This is a genomic window from Acinetobacter pragensis (genome assembly GCF_001605895.1).
GTDB classification, from domain to species: domain Bacteria; phylum Pseudomonadota; class Gammaproteobacteria; order Pseudomonadales; family Moraxellaceae; genus Acinetobacter; species Acinetobacter pragensis.
In genome coordinates, this window is the sequence record NZ_LUAW01000020.1 from 156,660 (window position 1) to 182,737 (window position 26,078).

Here is a 26,078-nt window from a genome sequence, read left to right on the forward strand (position 1 = left end):
ATTTATGAGATTTAGTCAGTGAATATTTTAATTGCCAATGATGATGGTGTTTTTGCTCCCGGTATTCAAGCTTTAGCCAATGCGCTGCGCCCATTAGGCCGTGTTGTCGTTGTTGCGCCAGAAGCGGAGCGCAGCGGTTTTTCCAGTGCATTAACCTTAGACCGCCCGCTGCGCCCTATACAAATTGCACCCGATATGTGGGCCGTCAACGGGACGCCGGCTGACTGTGTGTATTTATCTATGAATGGGCTGTTTGATTTTGAGTTTGACCTTGTTGTCAGCGGAATTAACAGCGGCGCTAATTTAGGCGATGATGTGCTGTATTCGGGCACAGTGGGGGCGGCTTTGGAAGGGCGTTTAATGAAACAGCCCGCAATTGCAGTATCGCTTGCCGGGCCTAATGTACGCTCTTATGAAACACCTGAAGGTTTTGCCGCAGCCGCATCGTGGGTGCATGATTTCATTGCGGCTGGCTTGCCTGCGTTGCCTGCACGCCATATTTTAAATATTAACATTCCGGATGTCGCTGAATTGCAGGGCGCAAAAATCACCTATCAAGGGCGTCGCAGGCAGTCTAAACCAATTACCAGCCATGTCGACCCGCGCGGCCGTCAAGTATATTGGATCGGCCTTTCCGGCGAAGCTGTTGCAGACCCTAAAAAAGGCTTAACAGAGATTGAATCTGATTTTTTTGCGGTGGCGAATGGCTATGTCAGCATTACGCCCATCCAAATGGATGCAACTAATTATGAAATTTTGAATAACTTGCACATACAATTTTCTAAAAAAGCGTAAGTAGTGTTATAACTTTGTGAAAATGTAGATGATGGCGCTTTTTTAATGGCAATTTTTGCTAATCTTAGCGCAATCACAGCATCCTATATATCGTTAGAGAGGAAGGTAATGTCCCTGGTGTCGCAATATCGCTTAAGTGCATCTCCAGCAGTTTTCATCAAGTCATTGGTACTTTCCGTGGCTGCTGTATCCGCCGTTATTTTGAGTGGTTGTGCCTCTAAACCGCAAATCAATAATGCGACACGCTATGCGGCCGCGCCAGATTTCTATACTGTGCGTTCAGGCGATACGCTGAGCGGTATCTCCGGCCGTTATGGCTTGAGCTATATCAGCATTGCTGAAATGAATGACATTGCGCCGCCATACAGAATTTATGTGGGCCAATCTATTCGTTTAAAAACTTCCGCATCCCGTCGTGCGGCTTCAACCCAAGCCATGAGCCAGACAGCGCCTATTCAGCGTCAAACTGTGCCATTGCCTCAAAATACTGTTCCTGCAACTCCGCTTGTTACAGCTCCTGCGGTAACTGCGCCAGCACCAGCGGTTTCAGCGCAATCTTCTTTGCTGCGCTGGGTGAAGCCTTCTAATGGTCCGGTGATTGCCAATTTTGATCTTGCTTCAAATGTGAAAGGCACGCGCTATGGCGGCAATGCCGGCGATCCTGTTTATGCGGCAGCCGACGGCCAAGTTGTTTATGCTGCGGACGGCTTGAAGGAATACGGCAATTTAATTTTGCTGAAGCATATTAACGGCTACATTACGGCATATGCGCATAACAGTAAAATGATTGTGAAAAGCGGTGACAATGTAAAAGCCGGACAGCAGATTGCAGCCATGGGTTCCAGCGGTGCATCCAGCACGATGCTTGAGTTTCAGGTGCGTTTAGACGGCAAGCCGATCAATCCGTCAACTGTTTTACCTATGAATTAAATATATTATGCAAATACATGAATATCCCCGTATAATACAATGAGTTGCTTTTATTAAAATATTAGCTTTTTCATAAATTTAGAGGGGAATTTATGTTGGATCAGCTACGGGCAATGGGTGTCTTTGCTTGCGTTGTAGAAAAAAATTCGTTTAGTGGAGCAGCTCGGGAACTGGGTATTACAACCAGTGCAGTAAGCCAGCAAATCCGTTCTTTAGAACAGGATATGGATGTTGTGTTGCTTCATCGTTCGACTCGAAAATTGAGTTTGACCGAAGCGGGGCAAGCTTTCTTCCACAGCTGTCAAGAAATGCTGTCTGCCGCGCAGCGAGGCAAGCTGCGTATCAATGAATTGCGTGATGACTTAGTCGGGGAGCTGCGCATAGCGTCTACACCTGAGCTTTGCGCAAATCATATTGCGCCGGCATTAGCGCATTGGATGACTGCGCACCGTGGTCTTTCCGTGCATTTTGATGCAGACAATCAATATATCGACCTTATTGATGAGCGTATTGATATTGCGCTGCGCATCAGTGAATCTATTGATGAGCAAAGCGTTTATGCTGTGCCGTTAGCCCAGATAGGACAAGTTCTGGTGGCATCTCCAAGTTTTATTAATCATTCTACTCTGATTTCACGCCCCGAAGATCTGACTGGGCATGATCTTTTGGTGCTTAATTTTGTGAAAAATCATAATATTATAGCATTTAACCATAGAGTGACGGGTGAAAAAGTTAATATCGAGATGACGTCACGCTTATCTACCAACAGTATTCTTGTGGCGAAATCAATGTGCCAGCAAGGGCAGGGCATTGCCCGCATTTTATTTTTAGATGCTCAAAAAGATTTAATGAATGGTTCGCTGATTGAGGTATTGCCAGAATGGAAGCTGCCTGCTTTCACACTGTATGCTGTTGTCGCAAGACGGGAACAGCAGCCAGCAAAAATTCAGCGCTGTTTAGATGCGCTAAAACAGTATTTCAGTCAGCTGCCGGGCGGGCGGGTTTATCTGGAAGCATCTTAGCCAAAACACAGTTTATGTTTAAAAAGCATTTTAAATAGACACTTATGAAAATAAAAAAAGCCGCTGATGCGGCTTTTTTTATTTAGGGCCGATTAAGCCAAATAAGCCTTAACCATCGTCACAATACGCTCAATGAGCTGATCCGCTTGTTCTTGAGTAATATTCAAAGCGGGCAGTAAACGGATTACAGAGCCTGCAGTTACATTAATAATCAAATGATATTCATCACGGGCAATTTCAACCAATTCACCGCATGCTTTAGGCAGCTCAATGCCGATCATTAAGCCAAAACCGCGGACAGTCACATTTTGTTCAGCAAGCTTTTCAGACAGTTGCTGCACAATATAGGCGCCTTTTTCAGCGGCATTGGCCACTAGATTTTCTTTTTGAATGGTGTCAATTACGGTATAAACCACACGTGAACCAAGCGGAGTGCCGCTGTACGTAGAACCATGATTGCCGGCAGTCAAAACGCCGACACCGCGGCCTTGGGTCATCACTGCGCCAATAGGGAAACCATTGCCCAGACCCTTAGCGGTGGTCAAAACATCAGGAATGATGTTGGTGTGCTGGTAGGCGAAGTATTTGCCTGTACGGCCGTTGCCTGTTTGCACTTCATCCAGCATCATCAGCCAGTTATGCTGGTTGCAGATTTGACGGATTTCTTCAAGATAGCTGAAACCTTGCGGTGCAGTATTGACGCCGCCTTCACCTTGAATCGGTTCGACTAAAATGGCAACGATGTCCGGGTGATTAATCGCGGCTTCTTCAATGGCTTCAATATCGCCAAATGGAACACGGATAAAGCCTTCAACCAAAGGAGCAAAGCCGTCTTGGACTTTTTTATTGCCTGTTGCTGACAGGGTTGCCAGTGTACGGCCATGGAAAGAGTGATCTGCAACAATAATTTTCGGGCTGGCAATGCCTTGCATATGGCCGAATTTACGGGCAATTTTAATTGCGCCTTCATTCGATTCTGCGCCACTGTTCGAGAAGAATACTTCTTCCATGCCAGCTACTTCAGCCAGTTTTTGCGCCGCAGCAGTTTGCCAAGGCACTTCAAAAATGTTGCTGGTGTGAATTAATGTTGCAGCCTGATCGGCGATTGCTTCAGTAACTGCTGGGTGCGCGTGGCCTAAGCCGCAAACTGCGATTCCTGTAAGTGAGTCGAAATATTCAGTGCCGTCTTCAGTATAAAGATAAGAACCTCGGCCTCGGACAAAGCTGATCGGCTGACGGCCAAACACGGGCATCAAATGAGATGGTTGATCAGTTTGCACAGGGGCAAGGGTAATGTTATTCATGACTAACTCTTATCTGTTAGGTGGATTGAAAATAATGCGGTTGGCCACAATATATATTTATGCGCCAAGACGTTCTATATAAGCAAAAACTTCCTGAGATTTAAAGCCCGATTGCAAATAAAATTGGATTTATTGCTTTAGTCATACTGTTTTGCTCAGTTTTGGGTATAATGCGATGCAGATTTATTGAGGATATATCAATGACTGAACAAGCACGCGATACAGAAGCGTTAATTCGTGACCAAATTGCTAAACACGCAGTTCTGCTTTACATGAAAGGCACTCCACAATTCCCGCAATGCGGTTTCTCTGCACGTGCAGTAGAAGCACTCAGTCAAATTGGCCGTCCATTTGCATATGTAAATATCTTGGAAAATCCAGATATTCGCGCAATTTTGCCGCAAATTGCAAATTGGCCAACTTTTCCGCAATTATGGATCAATGGTGAATTGATCGGCGGAAGCGACATTATGCTTGATATGTTCCAAAAAGGTGAGTTAAAAACTTTGGTAGAACAGTACAGCGCAGCTCCTGAAGCTTAATTCAGACCGAATATAAAAAAAGCGCCCTTTAAGAGGCGCTTTTTTTATGGATGGATGTCAAAAGCATCAATTTTGAGCATCCTGTTCTGCTTGCAGCGCATCTGCTGCAGCCTTAGCTAGCTCAAGTGCCTCTTTTTCTGCTTTGGCCTTTTTTTTCGCTTTTTTCTTTTTTTTGCTTTTTTTCTTTGGCGCTTCTTCAAGTTCCGCGCCATCTTCAATGGCTTGCCAGTATTCCAGCTGGGCCATAACAGCAGCAAAAATGGAGTTTTTACTGTAACGGCCTTTTTTGTCCAAACTGCCTACTGGGCGCGCCATTAAAATTTCTAAGGCTTGGGCGATGGTATCAATGGCATGAATATGGAATTGACCATTTTTCACCGCCTCAATCACATCTTTGCGCAGCATTAAATGCTGCATATTTTGGCGCGGGATAATCACGCCTTGTTTACCGGTTAAGCCTTGCAGCTTGCAGGCATCAAAGAAGCCTTCAATTTTGGCATTTACACCGCCGATCGGCTGGACTTGCCCCAGCTGGTTCATAGAGCCTGTAATGGCCCATGATTGGTCAATGGGCAATTGGCTGATAGCGGAAATCAGTGCAGACAGTTCAGCGACGGTTGCACTGTCGCCATCAACCTGACCATAGCTTTGTTCAAAGGCAAGAGCTGCGGAGAAGTGTAAAATCTGTTCACGGCCAAAATGCGCTTTGAGGAAGCTGGACATCAGCAATACGCCTTTGGCGTGCAATGACCCGCCGAGCTCTACACTGCGTTCGATATCTAAAATATCACCGCCGCCTTGATAGACGGAGGCGGTCAGTCGGGATGGTAAACCGAATTCGACATCCGCATAGTGAATCACTGAAAGGGCATTGATTTGACCAAGACGGTGGCCTTTGGTCTCGATCAGCTGAGTGCCCCGAGACAAGTCTTGCCAGTAGAGTTCACGTAAATAGCCTAAGCGGTATTTACGGTGATCCAGCGCCATATTGATATGCTGCTCAGTTACCATGGCATCGCCAGCTTTGGCCGCATGATGATGCGCCTCTCGGATCAAGTCGCCTAATGTAAGCGCATGCAATGACAACGAGCTTTGATCTTCCGCTTGGCGGCTTGAATCAGTTAATAAAGCCGCCAACGCTGAACGGTCAAAGGGCAGCAGTTTGTCGGCCTGTACATAGTCCGCAATCAGCTGCATATATGCCTGTTCGTTATTTTCATTGCGCTGCAGGGTATCGGTAAAGTCTGCGCGGATTTTAAAAACACTGCCCAGCTCAGGTTCAAGCTCTAAAATTTCATAATAAATTTCAGGCTCTGCGAGCAAAATAACTTTAATATCTAAAGGAATCGCTGCCGGTTCAATAGAAATGCTGCCGGTGAGGGTCAGCATATGCTCAAGGGATGACAGTTTCAGCTGGCCGGATTTCAAAGCGCGCTTTAGACCCTGCCATGCATAAGGCTGTTCCAGCAGCTGCGCCGCTTCAAGCATTAAAAAGCCGCCATTGGCTTTGTGAAGCGCCCCAGGCCGGATTAAAGTGAAGTCGGTGGTGATTGTACCGTTTTGTGTAAGCTGCTCGACGTGCCCCAGCAGGTTGTAATGCGTAGGAAAGTCATCAAAGACTACAGGCGCGCCGGCATTCGGTTTGTGCGAGATGACAATATTGGCCTGATAGCGTGAAGGTACGCGGCTGAACACACCAGGAGTGAAATCGTCTTCTTCTTGTTCCAAAACAATTTCGACATTATTGATGATGTCTTCCGCATAGAATTTTAGATAATCTTCAAGCCCATCGACATTGCTGTATTTATTCAGCATCAAATCTATACGGGGCAAAACAACCTGTTTAGCGATATCCCGATTAAGCTCTTGCACCTGATCACGGGCATCATCTTCCAGATCACCTAAATGCAAGCCAAGCCGTTCCAGCTTTTTGTTCATGTAACGGATATTGGAAGCAATTTCAGCCCGTTCTTTGTTGTTCAGGGCGTTGATTTCGTCCTTGGTCATTTCCTGAAATGTGTTGCCGACCAAATGCATCGGGACAAAGCAATGTTCGTCATCTTGCGTGATCAGTTTTAAATCCAGCTCTTCACCTTCTTTAGTCAGTTCTACCAGCGCCTGCTGCTGCACATCTCCAGTTTGCTGGCGAATGAGCTCGATACGGTTATGGTAGGTTTCTGCCGTAAAGCGACGTTCCAGCTGTTTTAAAATAATTTGCCACGTTTGATGCAGCGCCGCTTGAAATTTTGGAGCTTGGCCTGTAGGAAGCTGCAAGGCGATGGGTTGGCGCGGGTGCTTGAAATTATAGACATAAACCCAGTCATTCGGGGTTTTCATATTTTTAGCGTGCTGCTGCAGCAGGCGCTTAATCATCGTGCGCTTGCCAAGTCCTGCAGTACCGACGGCAAAAATATTGTAGCCTGAATAGGGCAGCGCGATACCAGCCTCTACAGAAGCCCGGGCCCGGTCTTGACCTAAAAAATCATTGAGAGGCTTAATACGCTTGGTCGAAGTGGGAATCTTCTTTAAATCTGTAGGGTGGGTCAGCTGTTCAGCATTGAGTTTTGTTTTACTTAATGTTGTTTGAATTTCTGGGCGATCGAATACGCTGTGCAATTGATTTTGCGTTGGCTGTGCAGTTTTTTCGGTGTTGTTTTGGTCGGAAGGTTGAGTGGAAAGTGAAGGGTGAATAGTATCGAGTTTTTGCGGCACTGTTAAATCCAAAACAAATAAATGACGGCAGAATTTAAAGGTATACTGGATTCATCAGAAAGATCAAGCAAGCGCATTACTTTTCTCGATAAAATAAAACAATGATTGTGTAAATCTAGTTGAAACAAATCTTATTAAGCGTTTGAATAGCAGCAATTGTATTTAGACAAAAATAATGTAATGACAACACAAGCATCCGGATGGAAGTCAGCATTCACAGCATTTTTAGACCGTCGCGCACTGATTATGCTGTTTTTAGGCTTTTCTGCCGGTATCCCGATTCTACTGATTTTTTCTAGTTTATCGCTTTGGCTGGGTGAGGCTGGCATTGATAAAAGCGCTGTCACATTTTTCAGCTGGGCGGCACTGGGTTACTCATTCAAGTTTGTTTGGGCGCCTTTGATTGATGAACTGCCTGTACCAATTCTGACTAAAATTTTAGGCCGCAGGCGCGCTTGGCTGCTCATTGCACAGTGTTTAATCATTTGCGCCATTTGTATTATGGCGTTTTCAGACCCATCGTTAGGCCAAAGCTATTTATATCAAATGGCGGCTGGGGCTGTGCTGCTGGGTTTTTCTGCCGCGACGCAGGATATTGTCATCGATGCTTACCGTATCGAGCTGGCAGAAACTGAAATGCAGACTGTTTTGGCGTCGACGTATAATGCCGGTTACCGCATCGGCATGATTGTCGCTGGAGCGGGCGCTTTATTTCTGGCTGCGTATTTAGGCACAGCGAAAGGCAACTATATTTACGAAGCATGGAAAACCACCTATCTTGCCATGGCAGGTGTCATGCTGGTCGGTATTATCACGACGCTGATTATTCGTGAGCCTCAAGTTGAACGCATACATAAACATTATAAGCGGGTAGATTATTACCGTTTGGTGGCCGTCTTTTTTGTTGCTGTGATCAGCTTTGTGTTGAGCTATATCTATTCAGGAACAGCTGTTGAAGCCTTAAAAGCGCTGCTGCAAATCAATGATTCATTCCTGCTGTTTTGTTTTGAAGCAGTTCGATTCATCGGTTCAGGCGCCGTAGCTTTAGCAGTCGGCGCTTTCTTGGTGAAAATGGGGGCGGTGAATCAGCAAATGGCCTATGAAACATGGGTCAATCCTATCGCTGATTTTTTTAAACGCTACGGTATGAAGCTGGCATTGGTCTTGCTGTTGCTGATCGGTTTTTACCGTATTTCAGATATTATTGCGGGTGTCATCTCAAATGTTTTTTATCAGGACCTGAATTTCAGCAAAGAACAAATTGCTGAAGCCGTCAAAGTCTACGGGGTGATTTTCAGCTTGGTCGGGGGCTTTTTAGGCGGGTTGCTGGCGCAGCGCATGAATATTATGAAGCTCATGTTTGTGGGCGCAGTTCTTGCGAGTTCTACAAATTTGATTTTCATCGGTTTGGTTAAATCAGGACAGCCTTTAAGCGATGTGACAGTTGCCGCAGGCGGTCAGACATATACAGTTCATCCAGATGAAACCGGCGCTTGGAAAATAAAGGTTCCGGCAGAGCATTTAAAAACTGGTCAAGCTATACAGGCCCGCGCCAGCTATCAGAACGACACATCATCCCCTGTAACAGTCACTATGCCGTATTTGAATGGAATAAATGCGCAGCCGCTATTGCTGCTGCCGATTACGGCAGACAACGTGATTAATGCGCATGAAAGCCAAAACAGTGTGGTTGTTCGCGGGCAGTTTGCACAGACATTGAATGAAAATCAAAAGATTCAAGTTGTTTTGGATGGGAAGCCTTTTGAAGCCAAATTGGATAAAGATGGCATTTTCAGTGCAGCGGTTCCCGGTGAAGTCTTGGCAAAATCATCAAGCCGCTCAGTCTCGGCGCAATTGCTTCAGGATAATCAAGTTCAGAACAGCATTGAGCGGCTATATCAAGTAAATACATCTGCCAATATGGCGGGCGTGCTGGATATTGATATTCAGCCGATTAATTTAGCTGCAGCTGATCAGGGGCAAATTGAACTCAAAGGCAAGGTGATTAAATCCTACAGTTCACTGTGGCTGTATTTTGCCATTATTGTTGATAATTTGGCTTCAGGTTTGGCCGGCGCTGCATTTATTGCATTTTTATCCAGCTTAACCAGTGTCTCATTCACTGCGGTTCAGTATGCAATTTTCAGCTCTTTAATGACCTTGACGCCTAAGATTTTGGGCGGCTATTCGGGTACTATAGTCAGCAATATCGGCTATCCAAAATTCTTTCTCATGACGACTTTAATTGGCATTCCAATTCTAGTCTTGGTGGTTTGGGTTGGAAAATTACTGCGTGATCACAACAACGCACAATTGAATGAAAAAGGTGAATAACAATGCGCATGCTGCATACCATGTTACGTGTAGGCAATTTAGAACGTTCTTTACAGTTCTACACTGAAGTACTCGGTATGACTTTACTTCGTAAGCGTGATTATGAAGGCGGTCGTTTTACATTGGCTTTTGTGGGGTATGGTGATGAAGACAGCCATACCGTGCTGGAATTGACGCATAACTGGGATACAGACAGCTATGAGCTCGGCAATGCTTATGGACATATTGCGATTGCAGTAGATGATGCATATAAAGCCTGTGAAGAAATTAAAGCGCGCGGCGGCAATGTGGTGCGTGAAGCAGGGCCAATGAAAGGCGGTACAACCGTCATTGCTTTTGTGGAAGATCCGGACGGCTATAAAATTGAGCTGATTCAGCAGGACAGTGAAGCAAAAAACAATTAAGCAAGTTCTTAAGTGTTTAAAGTAAATACTGAACATTTCTTCTGAAGGCTGGCTTAATTGTCCTAGCCCAGTAAGATGAATACTTATCAATAGGTAAATTCATCGCACTGGGCTTTTTTACGCCCTGATGTGAAATCATGACTTTCAAATAAAAAACAGGATGTTGCATATGAATATATTGAAACTGCTTGCGCTGGATAGATTCACTATATTGCTGATCGTGATGGTTGTTCTGGCAACTATTATTCCAGTTTCGGGGCAAGCTGCAGAAATTTTTGGCGTCATTACTACAGCAGCCATTGCCGTGCTTTTTTTCTTGCATGGCGCTAAGCTGTCGCGTGAAGCCGTGCTTGAAGGGCTGATGCATTGGAAACTGCATGCATTGGTTTTTGCATTCACATTTGCGCTATTTCCTATTTTAGGGCTTATGGCAAAACCGCTGCTGGTGCCTATGCTGGGGCAGGAGCTGTACTGGGGCTTCCTGTTCATGTGCTTTTTGCCATCCACTGTGCAGTCTTCAATTGCATTTACATCTGTTGCGCAGGGTAATGTTGCGGGGGCTGTTTGCAGCGCTTCTTTTTCTAATATTGTGGGTATGTTCATTACCCCGGTTTTGGTGAGTTTTTTTATTTTGGGCGAGTCTGAGCATGGCTTTGACCCGACAGCATCGATCATCCAAATTACGCTTCTGCTGCTGGTTCCATTTGTTTTGGGGCAGATTTTGCGCCCTTACGTTTTTTCTTATATGCAGAAAATGCCAAAGATTGTGAAGGTTTTCGATCAAGGCTCTATTCTGATGGTGGTGTATGGCGCTTTCAGCAGTGCCGTTGTAGCCGGATTATGGCAACAAGTCAGCGGGATGACGCTCTTTCTTTTAATCTTGTCATGTTCTGTGTTCTTGACCGTTATTATGCTGCTGGCGCTGTATGTACCGCGCTGGATGGGCTTTAACCGAGCAGATCAAAAGGCAATATTCTTTTGCGGTTCAAAGAAAACATTGGCCAGCGGAGTGCCTATGGCGCAAATTTTATTTATTGGCCAGCCATTGGGAATGATTGTGTTGCCAATTATGATTTTTCATCAAATCCAATTAATGGTTTGCGGGGTGATTGCGAATTATTGGGCTAAACAATCTTCGGGCAAGCTGTAAGAATAGTTCGCTTTGTAGATGTTTCTTGCGTATAATCAGTCCACTTGTTGCGCTTAGCCCTGACGGCATCCGTCTCGGTGGGCCAAAAGAATGGTCTGTTATGGTGTTGATCTGCTGTTTACAGCATTTCCTCCTGCATGCAGGAGAGTGGTCAATTGCGATGGCAGCAAAACCTTCTTAAACTTTATGGAGTAATCGACGATGCGCGCCGATATTCACCCAAAATACGAAAAATTAGTTGCTACATGTTCATGCGGTAACGTTATCGAAACTCGTTCTGCTGTTGGTAAAGAAACTCTTTACCTAGACGTTTGCTCAGCTTGCCACCCATTCTATACTGGCAAGCAAAAGAACGTTGACACTGGCGGCCGTATCGACAAGTTCAAACAACGTTTTGCTGGTATGTCACGTTCTATCAAACGCGACTAATCATCAGAATGAAAAAACGGGCTTATTGCCCGTTTTTTTATGTCTGTTATTTATGCTTAAGTGCGTTTGAACCTTGCATATTAAATAAGTTCTAAATTGTGAAAATAAAAAAGATATAAAAAAAAGACCGAATGAAAACCAATCGGCCTTTTTTAATGCTTAGTTATTACTGATCCTGCACATCAATAAGATGGTCCAGCTTTTTCTGGAAGTAATCACCCTGAATAAAGCGGGCATCTACATTCCAAGCATTGGCAAATAAGGTCATGTCATTCAATTCACGCAGCATAATTTGAACAGGTCGAATCTCATGATAGGCCGTAATTTTTGCTTGCAGCTCTTCGCATTGCTTATCTGAGCTCAGCATTTGCGTTAAGCTCTGATGCAGTGTTAGGCAGTTAATTTCAAGCTGACGCAGCAGATTTTCACTGTACATTGAATGCCCGAAATCCCGTAATGAAATCTCAGCGCCATTTTTACGCAGTTCAATAATCGCTTTCTGCGCTTCGGCAGTGTTTTGGCTGATGTCTAATTCTGAGAACTGCAAAATTAGCGGGTACTGCAATTTACTTCTGATAATAGTGATGAGCTTTGAAATAAATTCAGGGAAGGTGCGGTCTTGCAGCAGCACTTCTTTATTTAAATTGACGATTAATTTAGCATCTGGATACTGCGTAATGAAATTGTGCAACTGCTTGCATGATTCAACTAATATCCAGCGGTCTAGTTTAATGGAGAGTTCTTCATCCTCTGCCAGTTCACGCAGTGAAGTAATATCCTTCCATTTATTTTCAAAGATAAAGCCGCTGGTTACTTCATAGGTATAAAGGTGCAGGTCTTCTTTATCATATAACTGCTGGTATTTAAGATGAATTTCACCGCGTTCTAGGCTGGTGCGCAGTGCTTTGATTACGGCCGGTTCATTGAGAATCACCGCTGGAGCTTCAACTTCAGGCTTTGTAAAGTTAATGTTGAGCGGTTCCGCTTTAGGCGCTTCAGCTTCCTGAATGGAAAATTGCAATTCCGGTATAGACAGGTCTAATTCAGGCGCTGGCTGGCTTTTAGGCAAAGCAGTAGAAAATGCTTTTGCCACATATTGATCCAGCTGTGATTCATCGCGTATATCACCGTCAAGAATGCTGTACCCAATCCGCAAATTAAGCGGATAGCTGTCATTATGAACGGTAATCAGCTGTGGCTTGGTTAATGAATTTAATCCAATCAATTTTGATTCGAGTTTGGCTGTAGATTCCGCTTGGAATAGGCCGGCATATATGCCGCTGTCCAGCTTAAATAAAGGTGCATTGGTTTGTTCTTTTAGGAAGTTATTCATGCCCTGAAAATAGGCAGTAAAGATATTCCAATCTGCTTGCAGAATGTCTTCATTGCAAGAAGACATTGAAAACGTGACCAGTGCATTAATATTAGAGGGCTGTTTTGTCATTGTGCGGTTCAGCAATTGAAACGCATTGGCTTTCGAGGGCGCTTTGTCGGCTGATGATTGGCTTGAGCTGTCATTGCCAATATCAATGGCTATTTGCAGGGCATCATCTTCGGCAGCAGGAATGAACTCAATTTTAAGCGGATTTTGAATTGTAATATGGCTGTTGAGTGAATTCAGTTCGAAGCGGCTAAAGTCCAGCTGGCCCTGATTGATTTTTTTAAAGCGGGCTTTGAAATCATTTAAATCTTTTGGTTGCAGAAGATCCAGCAATGGCAAGCCGATAATATCATCATCCGATTTAAAGCCAAAAAGTTTTAAATATTCATCATTGGCTTCTAGATGAATGCCTTCCTGAATAACTGCAACCGCTTTATTGCTGTCTTCAACAAAAGACTGCGCTTGAGTTTGAGCGGTTTCTAATTCATCCATTAAATGCTGTTGAGTCTGCGTTAATCGGCTGAAAGAAAGCGCGCGGATAAAGCCAATGTAGAAATAGTCTAGATTTTCTAAATTGAGAATATCGTAAATACCTTTATGCACATAATTTGCATATTGATCTGGGCTGTAATCTTCAGGTTCAATTAAGATCAGCGGTAAATTCGGCTGTTTAGATAAACGGATTAAGCTGAGCGCCTGATCATATTTTAAATCATAGGCTCTGCCGAAAATAACTAGATCCCAAGCTAAGTTCAGCTGCTTCTCGAAATTTTGCAGATCATCTAACAGTGTGGCTTGAACGACATGTTCGCTGGCAGTCAAAAGATCACGGATCTGGTTATAACGGATTTGATTATCATCGATAATGAGCAAACGTGTTTCAGTACGTTTTAACTTTTTAGACAATAATGGATTTCTCACTTCAATGCTTCCCATAAATCGTGATTCTTGATTTCATTGACTTGTTTGTTAATAAAATCGTTCACAGTGCTTTCTTGCTGATCATTTAATAATTCGTATTCAAAGCGGATGAAGCTTTGAGTAATCAGCTGTGCCTTTGTTAAATAAACCTTCAGTTCTTCTTTGCCTAAGCGCAAATGAATTGTTTGTTTTTCTCTGAATAAATGTGACCCGGGCAAAATTAATGTTGTTGTGATTAGGTCTAGCTGAGTGGTTTGAGCCAGAAGCGCAGGCTGATAATTATGGGTGTTGCGGTCTGTGCGGATATGCGCGGCGCAAGGGTACATGTCTTGCGTCAAGACTTCCAAGCCGATTTCCAGGCTTTTATCCGTAGACTGCTTAATCCAGCGGATGACACCGCCGCGCCATTGGCTTTGCGCATTTTCCTGAATTAAGATGAATTCACCGGTTTTAAGCTGGGCGGGCGTTTCTCCTGTCCATTTAATGCGGTATCCATTGACGCTGATATCTAAAACTTCTGCGGAGTGAATCTGTTTCGCTTCCCTGTCTAATGCTTTTGCATTGGATAATGACACCTGCATACTGTTATCCATTGAATTGACAAAGCTGCTTTCATTATGGAAGTTGTAATTCGCTTCCAAGTCCAGCGTTTCTTGCAAATTTTTGCCATTGGACAAATAGAAGTGGGCCACGGATAAGCCAAAACAGATATTGATTTGCGCAGAGTATTCATAACGCTCATGACGGCGTTCGGTATTGTTGGTGAGCAGATTATGAATATGAAAATGCAGGGCAGGGGTTAGGAATAATTTCTCGTTTTTAGATAAATATTGCCCATTCTTGGTTTGAGTTTCTGTTAAATGGTCCAACAGGTTTTGGGTCGATATGTAAATGCTGGCTTGATAGTGGCCTGGCTGATGCGTGTTGAACACTGGCGGATGATCTTTTGATGTATCAACGGTATAGCGTGATAGGGTTGTTTCTTTTGGCAGTATTTGTACCAATTTGGCCCAGTCGGTGCTGCAAAGGAATAAGCCTTGAATTTCAGCTGGACGGATTTGATTGGTATTAAAAATATCCAGCAGAATCAATTGTGAATAGGCTTGAGAAATCGTTGAAATTTGATGCTGTGTGCCTAAAATTTGATTTAAGTTGCTTTGATAAAAATTATTATGGATTGCATATTCCAGCAGCTGATGCGCCGCCATCCATTGGCCCGGCATAGGTGTGGTGTACAGCATCTGCTGCTGATACAGCAGCATCATCAATTGCTGAATAGCATAATAGGTAGATGCCATGCGTGCGGTTTGCAGGCTTTTTTTATGGCCAAAAGAAAAAAAAGAAAACTTTTGCTGGCTCAGCTGCTGATCACAGCGTTTAGCGATATCAATATAGATTTTTGCAAAGTGGCTGCGCAGCAGCATGGCCAACTCAATAATCTGATCATTGCGGTCTGAGGTGATCAGGCCTTGATTGGCAAAATGCTTTTCTAGGCTGGTTAAAATGCTTTCAAGTGTAGGATGCAGGATTTGAACCAAATCAAAGCGGAGCATTTCTTGGCATTTCAGCTCGGAAATTTCCAGCAGGGCATTAAATAGGGATTGGGATGACGTGCCTAATTGCAGAATGGAGATATTGCTTAACCATTCTTGCAGGCCTTTAGCATTGGTCGGACAAAAACTCAGTTTATCCAGCTTGAGTTCTGTCGGATTCTGAAAAATATCTGAAGTATGCTTAGTCATCTTTATTATTTAACTCAAAAAGTTGAAACCCCAAAAAGCGGTGTTTTGTTTTTTTCGCCCGCAATTTCCCGCACTAGCTTAGGCACCAAATATCCGGGAAGTCTGGCTAAAACTTCTGTGTAAATTTGGTTTATGTCCTCTGGCGTACGATCAAAGTGATGAGCGCCTTTAACTTTATCAAGAACATGCAAATAATATGGCATTACGCCAGCGTCAAATAAGCGGTAGCTTAAATTGACCAATACATCAGCAGTATCATTTACCCCTTTCAATAATACGGCCTGATTCAGTACGGTGATTTGTTCCTTAACTAACTGAGACAGTTTGCTGCTGGTAAAATCGTCTAATTCTGATGCATGATTTGAGTGTACCACTAGAATAATGCGCAGCCTACTGTTTTTTAATATGGAAATCAGCTCTTCATCGACACGGTTGGGGATTACGATAGGAACCCGTGAATGAATTCTCAGAAATTTTATTTGATCTAAGGATTCTAAGCGCTCAATCCACAGTTTTAATTTGCGGTTAGACAGGGTTAATGGGTCACCGCCGCTTAAAATCACTTCATTAATGTCAGGCTGGCTTTGAATGTACTGCTGAATATTTGGCCAATCTTCATTTTTGGGCAGGTTTTCCTGATAGGGGAAATGCCGTCTGAAACAGTAACGGCAATGAACGGCACAAGCCCCAGTTAAGGTCAGCAAGAAACGGGACTGATATTTGTGCAGCACACCGGGCTGCTGATTGGCTTGTTCTTCACCTAAAGGATCTGTGACAAATCCTGCATGATCTTCAAGCTCTAAATGATGCGGCAATACCTGCAGCAGCAACGGATCCTGCGGGTCGCCAGAAGTCATTTTAGCAGCAAACGCGCGCGGAACACGCAGCTTAAACTGTGCTGATGCCAGAATTGCGCCTGACAATAATTGATCAGGCGATAGATTCAATGTTTCCAGCAGTTCTAAAGGGTCAGTAATTAAGTCGCTGAGTTGAGATTGCCAGTTTTGCTCTTGATACAAATAGTTTATCATGCCACGTGTTAAATAATGCTAGGTTAGGGATTGCAGGCAATTCATATGACCTAAAGCGTTATTAGGCAAAATTGTCTGGATTGAGGCGTGAAACTAGTGAATGGGCTTACCATTGTCAAGATTTCCGCATTGTGATGGACATTTTACCTGTAAGCCGAAGGTTCAGGGTCTTTTTTTACGTTGCTTCGCTGCGTGTTGCTCATTTAGAATACTGAACATCACAATACGCGCATTGCTTTCAGTTTAAAGTTCACTGTTGCAAAGCTGGCCAGCCAGCAGAATGCCTTCGCGTCCATAGATTAAACTAGTAAGTTTGGAGTGTGCCAGTCATGGCCTATTATTCTACAAATGATTTCAAGTCAGGCCTTAAGGTTATGCTTGACGGAAACCCATGTTCAATCATGGAAAATGAATACGTAAAACCTGGTAAAGGTCAGGCGTTCAACCGCGTAAAATTGCGCAACCTTCGCTCAGGCAAAGTTTTAGAAAAAACATTTAAATCTGGCGAATCTTTAGAAGCTGCAGACATCCAAGAAGTAGAAATGAACTACTTGTATAACGATGGTGAAATGTGGAACTTCATGGATCCAGAATCATTTGAACAGATCGCTGCTGATAAAACAGCAATGGGCGATGCTGTAAAATGGTTAAAAGATGACTCTAACGAACTTTGCACAATTATGCTGTTCAATGGTGTGCCATTGAACGTAAGCGCGCCAAATTTCGTGGTATTGAAAATTGTTGAAACTGATCCGGGCGTTCGCGGCGATACTTCTGGCGGCGGCGGCAAACCGGCGAAATTGGAAACAGGCGCTGTAGTCCGTGTTCCATTGTTCGTGCAGCAAGAAGAAAGCGTTCGTGTAGATACTCGTACAGGCGATTATTTAGAACGTGCATAATGGTTTAAAAATAGACTATTATCGGAAGGGATGATGAAAATCATCCCTTTTTTTATGCCAAAGTATTAGATGAAAAGTAAAATATGAGGAGTAGAGTCGCAAGGGAAGAAACAGCAGTACCTCGAACAAGAAAAAATTAAAGCTGATTTTATGCAAACAGATTATGAGGGATTGAAATGGAATCTATTCAAAAGAAGTCCGGGCCAGTGTCAAAGCTGATTTGGATACTTGTCGCAATTGTAGGTGCAGTTTCCTTTGGGATACTCGCAGTCAGCCGCGGTGAGCACGTGAATGCGGTGTGGCTCATCTTGGCCGCAATCTGTGTATACAGCATTGCATACCGCTTTTACAGTTTGTTTATCGCCACCAAAGTTTTTGAACTCAATCCGAGGCGCTTAACGCCTGCGCACCGCTTAAATGACGGTTTGGATTATGTACCCACCAACAAAAGCGTACTGTTTGGGCATCACTTTGCGGCGATTGCAGGTGCAGGGCCATTGGTCGGCCCTATTCTTGCGGCGCAAATGGGCTATTTGCCGGGTACGCTCTGGCTGTTGATTGGTGTGGTGATGGCTGGCGCAGTGCAGGACTTTTTAGTGCTGTTTATTTCGACCCGCCGTGACGGACGTTCACTGGGTGAAATGGCGAAGCAGGAACTCGGTTCATTTGCCGGCATTATTGTGATGCTTGGCGCGCTTGGCGTAATGATCATCATTCTTGCCGTACTGGCGCTGGTGGTTGTGAAAGCATTGACCAACAGCCCATGGGGTGTATTCAGTATTGCGGCCACTATTCCAATCGCAATTTTCATGGGCGTATATATGCGTTTTATCCGTCCGGGTAAAATTGCAGAAGTGTCAATCATCGGTTTTGTCTTGATGATGGCAGGCATTGTGTATGGCGGTGATATTGCCCAGCATCCATATTGGGGCCCATTCTTCACATTAAGCGGTACTGAGCTGACTTGGTGGTTAATCGGTTACGGCTTTATTGCATCGGTATTGCCTGTATGGCTGTTGCTTGCACCGCGTGATTATCTTTCTACATTCTTGAAGATTGGCGTGATTGCAGGGCTGGCGGTCGGCATTATGATTGCTATGCCAATGCTGAAAATGCCTTCAGTTACCCATTTTGTGGACGGTACAGGCCCAGTTTTTGCCGGTTCAATGTTCCCATTCCTATTTATTACGATTGCCTGCGGCGCGATTTCGGGTTTCCATGCGCTTGTCGCTTCTGGCACCACGCCTAAACTGGTGAATAACGAAGCAGATATTCGCATGATTGGCTACGGCGGCATGCTGATGGAGTCATTTGTTGCGATTATGGCGATGGTGTGCGCCACGGTGCTTGAGCCGGGCGTGTATTTTGCTATCAATGCGCCTGCCGCGGTATTGGGCACAACGGTTGAAACCGCTTCAGAAGCTGTGCGCAACCTAGGTTTTGTAGTAACTCCAGAAACATTAACCCTGCTGGCAAAAGAAGTGGGTGAGAACTCAATCTTGTCACGTACAGGCGGTGCTCCGACTTTTGCTATAGGCATGGCGCATATCATTACGGAAATTTTCAATGACCGTTCGATGATGGCGTTCTGGTATCATTTTGCTATTCTGTTCGAAGCATTGTTTATTTTAACTGCTGTAGATGCGGGTACGCGCGCATGCCGCTTTATGGTGCAGGATACTGTGGGTATTGTGATTCCTGCAGTGAAAAACTCTCACAACTTTTTTGGTAACTTGCTGGGTACTGCCGTTGCTGTTGCAGGCTGGGGCTTCTTCGTTTATCAAGGCGTAGTCGATCCGCTTGGCGGCATTAACAGCTTGTGGCCTTTATTCGGTATCGGCAACCAAATGCTTGCTGCGATGGCATTGATTTTGGGTACGGTTATCCTGTTCAAAATGAAGAAGGAAAAATATGTTTGGATCACAATTATCCCAACCATTTTCTTATTTATTACCTGTATGACCGCGGGCTGGCAAAAAATCTTCCATACCAACCCTAAAATTGGTTTCTTGGCGCAAGCAGAGCGGTTTAATGCTGCAATTGCTAAAAATGAGTTATTGGCTCCAGCTAAAACAATGGCGGAAATGCAGACTGTGGCGATGTCCAATCAAATCAATGCGGCGTTATGCGCATTCTTTATGGTTGTTGCCGTAGTGATGCTGATTGCGGCTATTGGCGTGATCCGCAAAGCTTTGGCTAGCCCTGTGCCAACAGTCAATGAATCTGAAGCGGTTTACCGTGACCCAGAAGAAATTGTGGCGGCAAAGCACCATTAAGGGGAGAAAGAGATGAATCTTAAATTTGCAAAAAGTGGCAAAACAGTGATCTATAAGATCATCAAAATGACCATCATGTCGCAAAAGGATTTGATCCTGAATCCAAAGAATTGGTCGCGTATAGCCGTTTTGTGGCAGCGCTTGCAGCAAAGTTTCCGCTTGATGGTGGGTGTTCCGGATTATGAAAATTATTTGGAGCATATGAAAAAAAATCATCCGGATTTAGAAGCAATGGATGCCAAAACGTTTTACCGCTACTGTGTTGATGCGCGTTATCCATCCGCGGGCGGCGGTATGAAAAAATGCCCTTGCTGATGAAGCTTTAAATAAAAAACGGCATTCAGATGCCGTTTTTTATTGCCCATTTTTAGGCTAACAGAGGAGCCGCTGCCGGTTTATAAAGCGCCGCTTGCGGCCGGTACACAATTATTGATATAAAACATCTGAAAACATTAAAGGAATAGGGGTAAAAGGGTGTAGGCATGCTGTAAAAGATTATCTGCATAAAAGTTTGAGTATTGCGTAAAACCCTGTATGTTAATCAAAGATTTAAAATTTTTATTGGGGAATAAAAATTGTTTTGGGAAAAAGAAAAAATATCATTGGCATCTGCTGCAGCTGAAATTGATCAGCAGAGACTCGCGTCTTACTATCCCAAAATCAATGAATTTTTAACACAAATCAATCTGATTATTTTAGATAAAAATCAGCAGACTAAATTGGCGTTATGCAGCCTGTTGGCTGGCGGGCATGTGCTATTTGAAGATTTACCGGGGCTTGGAAAGACAACATTGGCAAGCAGTTTGGCGCATTTGGCAGGACTGAAATTTCAGCGGATTCAATTTACCAATGACATGCTGGCCAGTGATGTCATTGGCATTAATATGTTCAATCAGAAAGAACATCAATTTGAATTTAAGCAGGGGCCGATTTTTACCCAAATTTTACTCGCAGACGAAATTAACCGCAGCAGTCCAAAAACGCAAAGCGCTTTGCTGGAAGCAATGGAAGAGGGAATTGTGACGGTGGATGGCGTGCGCTATAGCTTGCCGCAGCCATTTTGGGTTGTTGCAACACAAAACCCATTATTTCAAAGCGGAACTTATACACTGCCTGAATCCCAGCTGGATCGGTTTTTAATGCGGTTAGCGTTGGGATATCCTTCGCGCCAAGCTGAAAAAACCTTATTAAAACAAAGTTCAAGACAGGAATTGATTGCCAATTTAAATCATGTGTTTATAGAGCAGGATATTTTGGATTTACAGCAGCTGACGCAGCAGATTTATACCTCCGATACCGTGCTGGATTATATTTTGGATTTAGCCGAAGAAACCCGAAAAGGCCGGCAGGGCTTGTCTACCCGCGGTGTGCTGGCATTAAAAAAAGCGGCGCAGGCATATGCGTTGATTGAGCAGCGCAGTTTTGTTATACCTGACGACGTGCAGGCTGTATTCAATGCCGTTGTAGCTCACCGCATAGGTACAAGTGAGGCGGAAACAGCCAAAATTATGCTGCAGGTGAGCGTTGTTTAATTCAACCAGTATTGGGGGAAATTGCATTGGGATCTGCATGGCAAAACTGGCTGTCAAAGCGCTTTAAGTTTGATCAAAAAAAGCAACTCAGGCAAAAAGATGTGCTGGTATTTATCTATCAGCAAGGCTATTTGTTTTTAGTGCTGATTTTAATTACGTTTATTGCAGGTATTAATTATGCCAATAATTTGATTTTGGGCTTTTGCTTTCTAATTGGGGCAGTACTGTGCATCAGTTTTTATCTGACTTTTAAGCAGCTGCATGCTTTAACGATTGAAGTCAGAAGCTATGAGATTGGGCAGGTCGGTCAGGCACTGCATTTAGGCATATATTTTGGTCAGGAGCAGAAGCAAGCGCGTTACTTATGGATCAAAGTAGATAAACAGCTGCATAAACTGTATTTGAGTGAATTGAAGCAAGCATTTCATTTAAGTTTTTCACCCGAGCAGCGCGGCAAGTTTCTCTATCCAGAGATTCAGATTTTTTCTGTGTATCCTTTTGGCTTGGTTCGGGCATGGACTTATATTTACTTGCAGCAAGAGAGCTGGATTGCACCGAAATCAACAGTGAGCGCAGCAGAAAATAAAAATACCCATCATCGTTTTGAACAGGATGTTGATGAGTTTCGCGAGCTGAAGGATTACCGTGAAGGTGAACCGCTGCAAGCCGTTTCGTGGAAGCATGCAGCGCGCGGGCAAGGACTGTATGTAAAGGTTTTTGAGCAATATCAGGATCAGCATTTAATTGAAATTCATTATGACCATATGCCAAGTCCATCCCACGAGGAAAAGCTGAGTTTGATCATGGGATTAGTGGAGCAATGTGAACAGCTGAATTGTGCGTATTCAATTTATTTGCCTAACGCGCAGCTGCCCAGCGGAACAGGGGATAAACAGCTGCTTCAGGCCAAACTGCTTTTAGCGCAGGCTTAAGAATGATTGCACATTCAATCCGTATTTCGATACTCATCAGTTTAGCCTTGCTGCTGGCTGCGCAAATGCTGTTTATTCCAGCAGCTTTGACTGCTGTGCTGTGCACCATGTGGCTCTATTTATTCTGCATCACCATAAAACCAAGGCTTCAAATTAAAAAAATATGGACGCTGCTGCTGACATTAACCGCATTGGCAAGCGTTTATTTCAGCTATAGTACATTTGTGGGCGTAGAAGCAGGCGTTGCCGTTTTAACGGTTTTTTTATTTGCAAAGGCGCTGGAAACCCAATCACCGCGTGATGCCATTATTCTGTTTAATTTTGCTTTATTTGTCAGCGCCAGTTCCTTTTTATTCAGTCAATCTTTTGCAATGGCAGTTGCAATATTATTGTGCTTGATCAGCAATTTTATTGGACTATACCGGCTGCAAACCTGCTCTTTCCAGATAGGGCAAAGCGCTTCATGGCCTGCATTGAGGCATGATCTCAATCATGTCGGCAAATTTATTCTATATGCGTTGCCATTTTTTGTTCTGCTGTTTCTGTTTTTTCCAAGATTGCCGCCGCTTTGGCATATTCCTATTCCGCAAAATAAAGCAGTGACGGGCATCAGCGATACCATGTCTCCGGGTGATATTGCGGAGCTTTCTCAATCCAGCGCTTTGGCATTTCGTGTGGTTGGAGATATTACTCAACTTCCAGCACGTTCAGAAATGTATTGGCGGGCATTGGTTTTGGACGAATATGATGGAACGCGCTGGACCAGCAGCTTTAGTAATCAGCAGATTGTTCAGCAGACAGAGATCGTATTGAACAACCCATCTAAAAAGAAATTTAAGCCATTTGAATACCGATATTTAGCGGCAGACTCGCAAGTGAGCTGGATTATGGGGCTGGAAAAATCAGTGCCGTTGGACAGTCAGTATCAGCAGGGGGCAGATTGGCGGATTACCCCGCAGCGGCAAAATATTAAAAATGAACCCATTCACCTTGTGTGGATTGGCCGTGCGGATGTTGCAGTTCAAAATGAAGTGCAAAGGCAGTGGTTAAATAAGCGTAATACGCAAATTGCGGAAAACCGAGATTTGAAAACTCAGCAATTGGCAAATGCATTATATAAACAAAGCGGATATAACCCAGAACAATATATTCAGCAGGTATTTGCCTGGTACAAACAGCACAATTTTGCATATACATTAAGCCCTGGTATGCTGGGTGAAAACCGTGTAGATGACTTTTTGTTTGGAACACGAAAAGGCTTTTGCGAACATTATGCTTCCAGTTTTGTCATGCTTATGCGTTATGCGGGTATTCCTGCCCGAGTTGTGACAGGTTATCAAGGCGGTCAAGCTGCACCTGACGGCAAGAGCTGGGAAGTGCGCCAGCTGGATGCGCATGCATGGACAGAGGTTTGGCTGAATAGCCGTTGGCAACGGCTGGATCCGACAGCTGTTATTGCGCCGAACCGTATTGATTACGGCATGCAAAGCTATATGCAAGAATATCAGAGCTTTTTTGGCGGGACTAAATCTGAATTATCATATCGTCAGTATGCCATGCTGACTAAACTTCGAATTTGGAGTGATTATGCAAGCTATCAATGGCAAAGCAAAATTGTGGGGTATAACGCTGAATCTCAGCGGAGCTGGTTCCAAAAAATCGGCATGAAGTCCATGTATTCAGGCGCCATCATTATGATTATTGGAACTTTGTGTCTAAGTTTACTTTATTTGGCTTATATATATTGGAAAATCAAAAAGCATAAAACCAAACTTGCACGGGCTATAGGCAAGTTTAATACGGCATTGCCTTTACAGCTGAAGAGGCAAAATGCTGAAACGGTTTCAGTCTGGATGAATCGTTTATCGCAGCAGGTTCAAAGTGATCAGCAATTATATTTCCAACTTCTGCGGCAAAGATATGAACAATATATGTATATGCAGAATGGAGAGGAAAATATAGATATTGATGAAATCATAGGTTTGCTTAAAACTTGTGCATCTATGCTTAAAAAGTTATGAAAAAACTTGTCTAAGCAAATAAAAATGAATATGATTCTTCTCATTCTAGGTGTATAGCTCAGTTGGTTAGAGCGCTACGTTGACATCGTAGAGGTCTCCAGTTCGAGTCTGGATATACCTACCAATATATATCAAGGACTTATAAGCAAATCAGACGCTTATAGGTCCTTTTTTTTGGTGCATTGGGTGCATTCGAAGTTGGCAAACTTGGCAAAACTGGCTGTAAGTTTTCGTCCTATTTTGCACTAATTTGTTTTTTATTCTGCACTAAATATTTGCAGTTATTCTGCACTATCTAACGTTTTGCCAGATAGTGCAGAACACCTAATTAACTCGTAGTAACGATAGCAAAACCAATACCGCCATCAGTGCCTGAATTGCCAGCAGATTTCCAGCCTTGTCCTTTCGCTCCGACTGACAAATTAAATGTGACTACTTCTTCAGTCGTATTCGTATATTTAACTTTTAAGCGTCCACCTGAGCCGCCACCGCCGCCATAAGACCAACGTTCATCGCCAATGCCTGTTGCACCTGCACCACCGCCATTGACAGCCCCAATGCTTGATGAAATAGCTGTACCGCCAGCCTGCGTGCTGTACCGTGATCCAATGACTGCATCATTACCTTTTTGACCAATTTGAATCTCAAAGCTTGAATCAGCAGTAACAGTATTTGTGCCGCCCAAGCCAGCACTACCATTCGAATAGCTTGAACCATTACCCCAAACACCACCAGTGCCTTTTTTACCGCCACCCGCCGTAAATGTATTAGCTAAATAGCTGAGAACAATATTCCCGCCATCTGACCCATCAGGGCTTGCCGATGGTGAATAAACTGATCCGCCACCACCACCGCCTGCACCATACATATCTAAGATGATCGTTTGATTCGGCTGTACGTCAATAGTATGTGTGCCTTCATAATAAGTCTGAAGTCCCGCAGGGTATTTGCTTGTATCCATGATTAATACATTTACATACTTGTTTGGAATATACGTCAATGCGAATTTGAGTGACTCATTGCCCTCAGTCTTCTGATCTGCAACAGCAGTCAGGGTATACGCAGCTTTGCCGTCAGCACCGACAGTAAACTTGCCTGACAAAGCCGAGGGTGTAATATCAGCTTCTTGAATGCCTGTAATCGCCCAATCGACTAATGTGCCGACTGGCAAGCCTGTTGTATTTAAAGTAAAAGTGATTTGTTCACCTTCATTCACAGCGCTTTTATTCGACGTCAGTGTATATGTTGGCGCTGTTTGACCATCCTGCAAGCGTTGCCAAATGCGAGTTGTCTTTCCTTGTACAGTGCCGCCATTTGATAACAGCGATATCTGCCCAATAGAATCTGTAAAGCTATCGACACCCACTGGTACATGCGGCCAAAGCATCCATGAAGTTAGATAGCCAAAATATGTTTGAAGCTCAACTGCTGGATTCCAGTCTTTATTGTCAGTCATGTGTTTAGAGCCAACATGATAAATGCGCTGAACCAGTGCTTTATTATGCAAATTAAACAGCTTGAATAATTGAGTTGGATCATTTGGATCTAAGTTTAGCCCAGATAGTTCTACTGCATTCGCCAGCTCTTCTTGAACAGTATTTAAAAAGCCCGGTGTTACATAAGTTGCATCTTGACCCGGCAGATCCGCATTATCATGAAAGCCTTTTTTACCTACACCATTTACGTCAACGCGTGCATTCACGCTATCAATTCTTTTCATT

20 protein-coding genes and 1 tRNA gene are annotated in these 26,078 nt (G+C 43.9%); 15 read left to right on the plus strand and 6 right to left on the minus strand.

What is annotated here, in order from left to right:
- Nucleotides 1–18: 18 nt before the first annotated feature.
- From surE to AZH43_RS09235, 3 genes are all read left to right on the plus strand, one after another.
- Entirely contained in the window at nucleotides 19–795 is a 777-nt protein-coding gene (gene surE, locus AZH43_RS09225; protein WP_067668943.1) for a 5'/3'-nucleotidase SurE, read from the plus strand.
- A 108-nt stretch (nucleotides 796–903) separates the two neighbouring features.
- Complete coding sequence (locus AZH43_RS09230) at nucleotides 904–1,725, plus strand: peptidoglycan DD-metalloendopeptidase family protein (protein ID WP_067668945.1); 822 nt, start codon at nucleotides 904–906, stop codon at nucleotides 1,723–1,725.
- 92 nt (nucleotides 1,726–1,817) lie between these two features.
- Nucleotides 1,818–2,747 (plus strand): LysR family transcriptional regulator, encoded by a 930-nt coding sequence (locus AZH43_RS09235; protein WP_067668947.1) that lies wholly within the window; start codon nucleotides 1,818–1,820, stop codon nucleotides 2,745–2,747.
- 92 nt (nucleotides 2,748–2,839) lie between these two features.
- On the opposite strand, the gene AZH43_RS09240 is transcribed toward AZH43_RS09235, so the two are convergent.
- Complete coding sequence (locus tag AZH43_RS09240; RefSeq protein WP_067668949.1) at nucleotides 2,840–4,051, minus strand: aspartate aminotransferase family protein; 1,212 nt, start codon at nucleotides 4,049–4,051, stop codon at nucleotides 2,840–2,842.
- Between the two features lie 200 nt (nucleotides 4,052–4,251).
- On the opposite strand from AZH43_RS09240, the gene grxD reads away from it, so the two are divergent.
- Complete coding sequence (gene grxD / locus AZH43_RS09245) at nucleotides 4,252–4,593, plus strand: Grx4 family monothiol glutaredoxin (RefSeq protein ID WP_067668951.1); 342 nt, start codon at nucleotides 4,252–4,254, stop codon at nucleotides 4,591–4,593.
- Nucleotides 4,594–4,659: 66 nt separating this feature from the next.
- On the opposite strand, the gene AZH43_RS09250 is transcribed toward grxD, so the two are convergent.
- Nucleotides 4,660–7,305: a Lon protease family protein gene (locus AZH43_RS09250; RefSeq protein ID WP_067668953.1), complete on the minus strand. Its 2,646-nt coding sequence runs from the start codon at nucleotides 7,303–7,305 to the stop codon at nucleotides 4,660–4,662.
- 180 nt (nucleotides 7,306–7,485) lie between these two features.
- Between AZH43_RS09250 and AZH43_RS09255 the strand changes: the two genes are divergently transcribed.
- From AZH43_RS09255 to rpmE, 4 genes are all read left to right on the plus strand, one after another.
- Entirely contained in the window at nucleotides 7,486–9,639 is a 2,154-nt protein-coding gene (locus AZH43_RS09255; RefSeq protein WP_067668955.1) for an AmpG family muropeptide MFS transporter, read from the plus strand.
- A gap of 2 nt (nucleotides 9,640–9,641) precedes the next feature.
- The gene (gloA, locus tag AZH43_RS09260; protein ID WP_067668957.1) at nucleotides 9,642–10,043 is read left to right on the plus strand and encodes a lactoylglutathione lyase; all 402 of its coding nucleotides are present in this window, start codon (nucleotides 9,642–9,644) and stop codon (nucleotides 10,041–10,043) included.
- Nucleotides 10,044–10,212: 169 nt separating this feature from the next.
- Nucleotides 10,213–11,193 carry a bile acid:sodium symporter family protein gene (locus AZH43_RS09265; RefSeq protein WP_162492934.1) on the plus strand — a complete coding sequence of 327 codons (981 nt, stop codon included), beginning with the start codon at nucleotides 10,213–10,215 and terminating at the stop codon, nucleotides 11,191–11,193.
- Between the two features lie 201 nt (nucleotides 11,194–11,394).
- Complete coding sequence (rpmE, locus tag AZH43_RS09270; protein ID WP_004752972.1) at nucleotides 11,395–11,622, plus strand: 50S ribosomal protein L31; 228 nt, start codon at nucleotides 11,395–11,397, stop codon at nucleotides 11,620–11,622.
- Nucleotides 11,623–11,788: 166 nt separating this feature from the next.
- Here the strand turns inward: rpmE and AZH43_RS09275 are convergent, their stop codons facing one another.
- Genes AZH43_RS09275 through epmB form a run of 3 tightly spaced genes read right to left on the minus strand, consistent with a single transcriptional unit; the run spans nucleotide 11,789 to nucleotide 16,697 of the window.
- Nucleotides 11,789–13,939 (minus strand): sensor domain-containing phosphodiesterase, encoded by a 2,151-nt coding sequence (locus AZH43_RS09275; RefSeq protein ID WP_067668959.1) that lies wholly within the window; start codon nucleotides 13,937–13,939, stop codon nucleotides 11,789–11,791.
- The gene (locus tag AZH43_RS09280) at nucleotides 13,921–15,666 is read right to left on the minus strand and encodes a GTPase (RefSeq protein WP_067668961.1); all 1,746 of its coding nucleotides are present in this window, start codon (nucleotides 15,664–15,666) and stop codon (nucleotides 13,921–13,923) included. The genes AZH43_RS09275 and AZH43_RS09280 overlap by 19 nt, the downstream gene beginning before the upstream one ends.
- 14 nt (nucleotides 15,667–15,680) lie before the next feature.
- Nucleotides 15,681–16,697, minus strand: a complete 1,017-nt coding sequence (epmB, locus tag AZH43_RS09285) for an EF-P beta-lysylation protein EpmB (protein WP_067668963.1) — start codon at nucleotides 16,695–16,697, stop codon at nucleotides 15,681–15,683.
- Nucleotides 16,698–17,026: 329 nt separating this feature from the next.
- On the opposite strand from epmB, the gene efp reads away from it, so the two are divergent.
- The 7 genes from efp (at nucleotide 17,027) to AZH43_RS09320 (ending at nucleotide 24,481) form a co-directional block, all read left to right on the plus strand.
- Complete coding sequence (gene efp / locus AZH43_RS09290) at nucleotides 17,027–17,596, plus strand: elongation factor P (RefSeq protein WP_067668965.1); 570 nt, start codon at nucleotides 17,027–17,029, stop codon at nucleotides 17,594–17,596.
- Between the two features lie 176 nt (nucleotides 17,597–17,772).
- Nucleotides 17,773–19,872 (plus strand): carbon starvation CstA family protein, encoded by a 2,100-nt coding sequence (locus AZH43_RS09295; RefSeq protein WP_067668966.1) that lies wholly within the window; start codon nucleotides 17,773–17,775, stop codon nucleotides 19,870–19,872.
- Nucleotides 19,873–19,884: 12 nt separating this feature from the next.
- Entirely contained in the window at nucleotides 19,885–20,187 is a 303-nt protein-coding gene (locus AZH43_RS09300; RefSeq protein ID WP_067668968.1) for a YbdD/YjiX family protein, read from the plus strand.
- 260 nt (nucleotides 20,188–20,447) lie between these two features.
- A complete protein-coding gene (locus AZH43_RS09305) occupies nucleotides 20,448–21,404 on the plus strand; it encodes an AAA family ATPase (protein WP_067668970.1) in 957 nt (318 codons plus the stop codon).
- Between the two features lie 26 nt (nucleotides 21,405–21,430).
- Nucleotides 21,431–22,336, plus strand: a complete 906-nt coding sequence (locus AZH43_RS09310) for a DUF58 domain-containing protein (protein WP_067669147.1) — start codon at nucleotides 21,431–21,433, stop codon at nucleotides 22,334–22,336.
- Nucleotides 22,337–22,338: 2 nt separating this feature from the next.
- Entirely contained in the window at nucleotides 22,339–24,357 is a 2,019-nt protein-coding gene (locus AZH43_RS09315; RefSeq protein WP_067668972.1) for a transglutaminase family protein, read from the plus strand.
- Between the two features lie 47 nt (nucleotides 24,358–24,404).
- Nucleotides 24,405–24,481, plus strand: a tRNA-Val gene (locus tag AZH43_RS09320).
- A gap of 204 nt (nucleotides 24,482–24,685) precedes the next feature.
- Here AZH43_RS09320 and AZH43_RS18880 read toward each other — a convergent pair.
- Complete coding sequence (locus AZH43_RS18880; protein WP_067668974.1) at nucleotides 24,686–26,077, minus strand: hypothetical protein; 1,392 nt, start codon at nucleotides 26,075–26,077, stop codon at nucleotides 24,686–24,688.
- Nucleotide 26,078 lies beyond the last annotated feature (1 nt).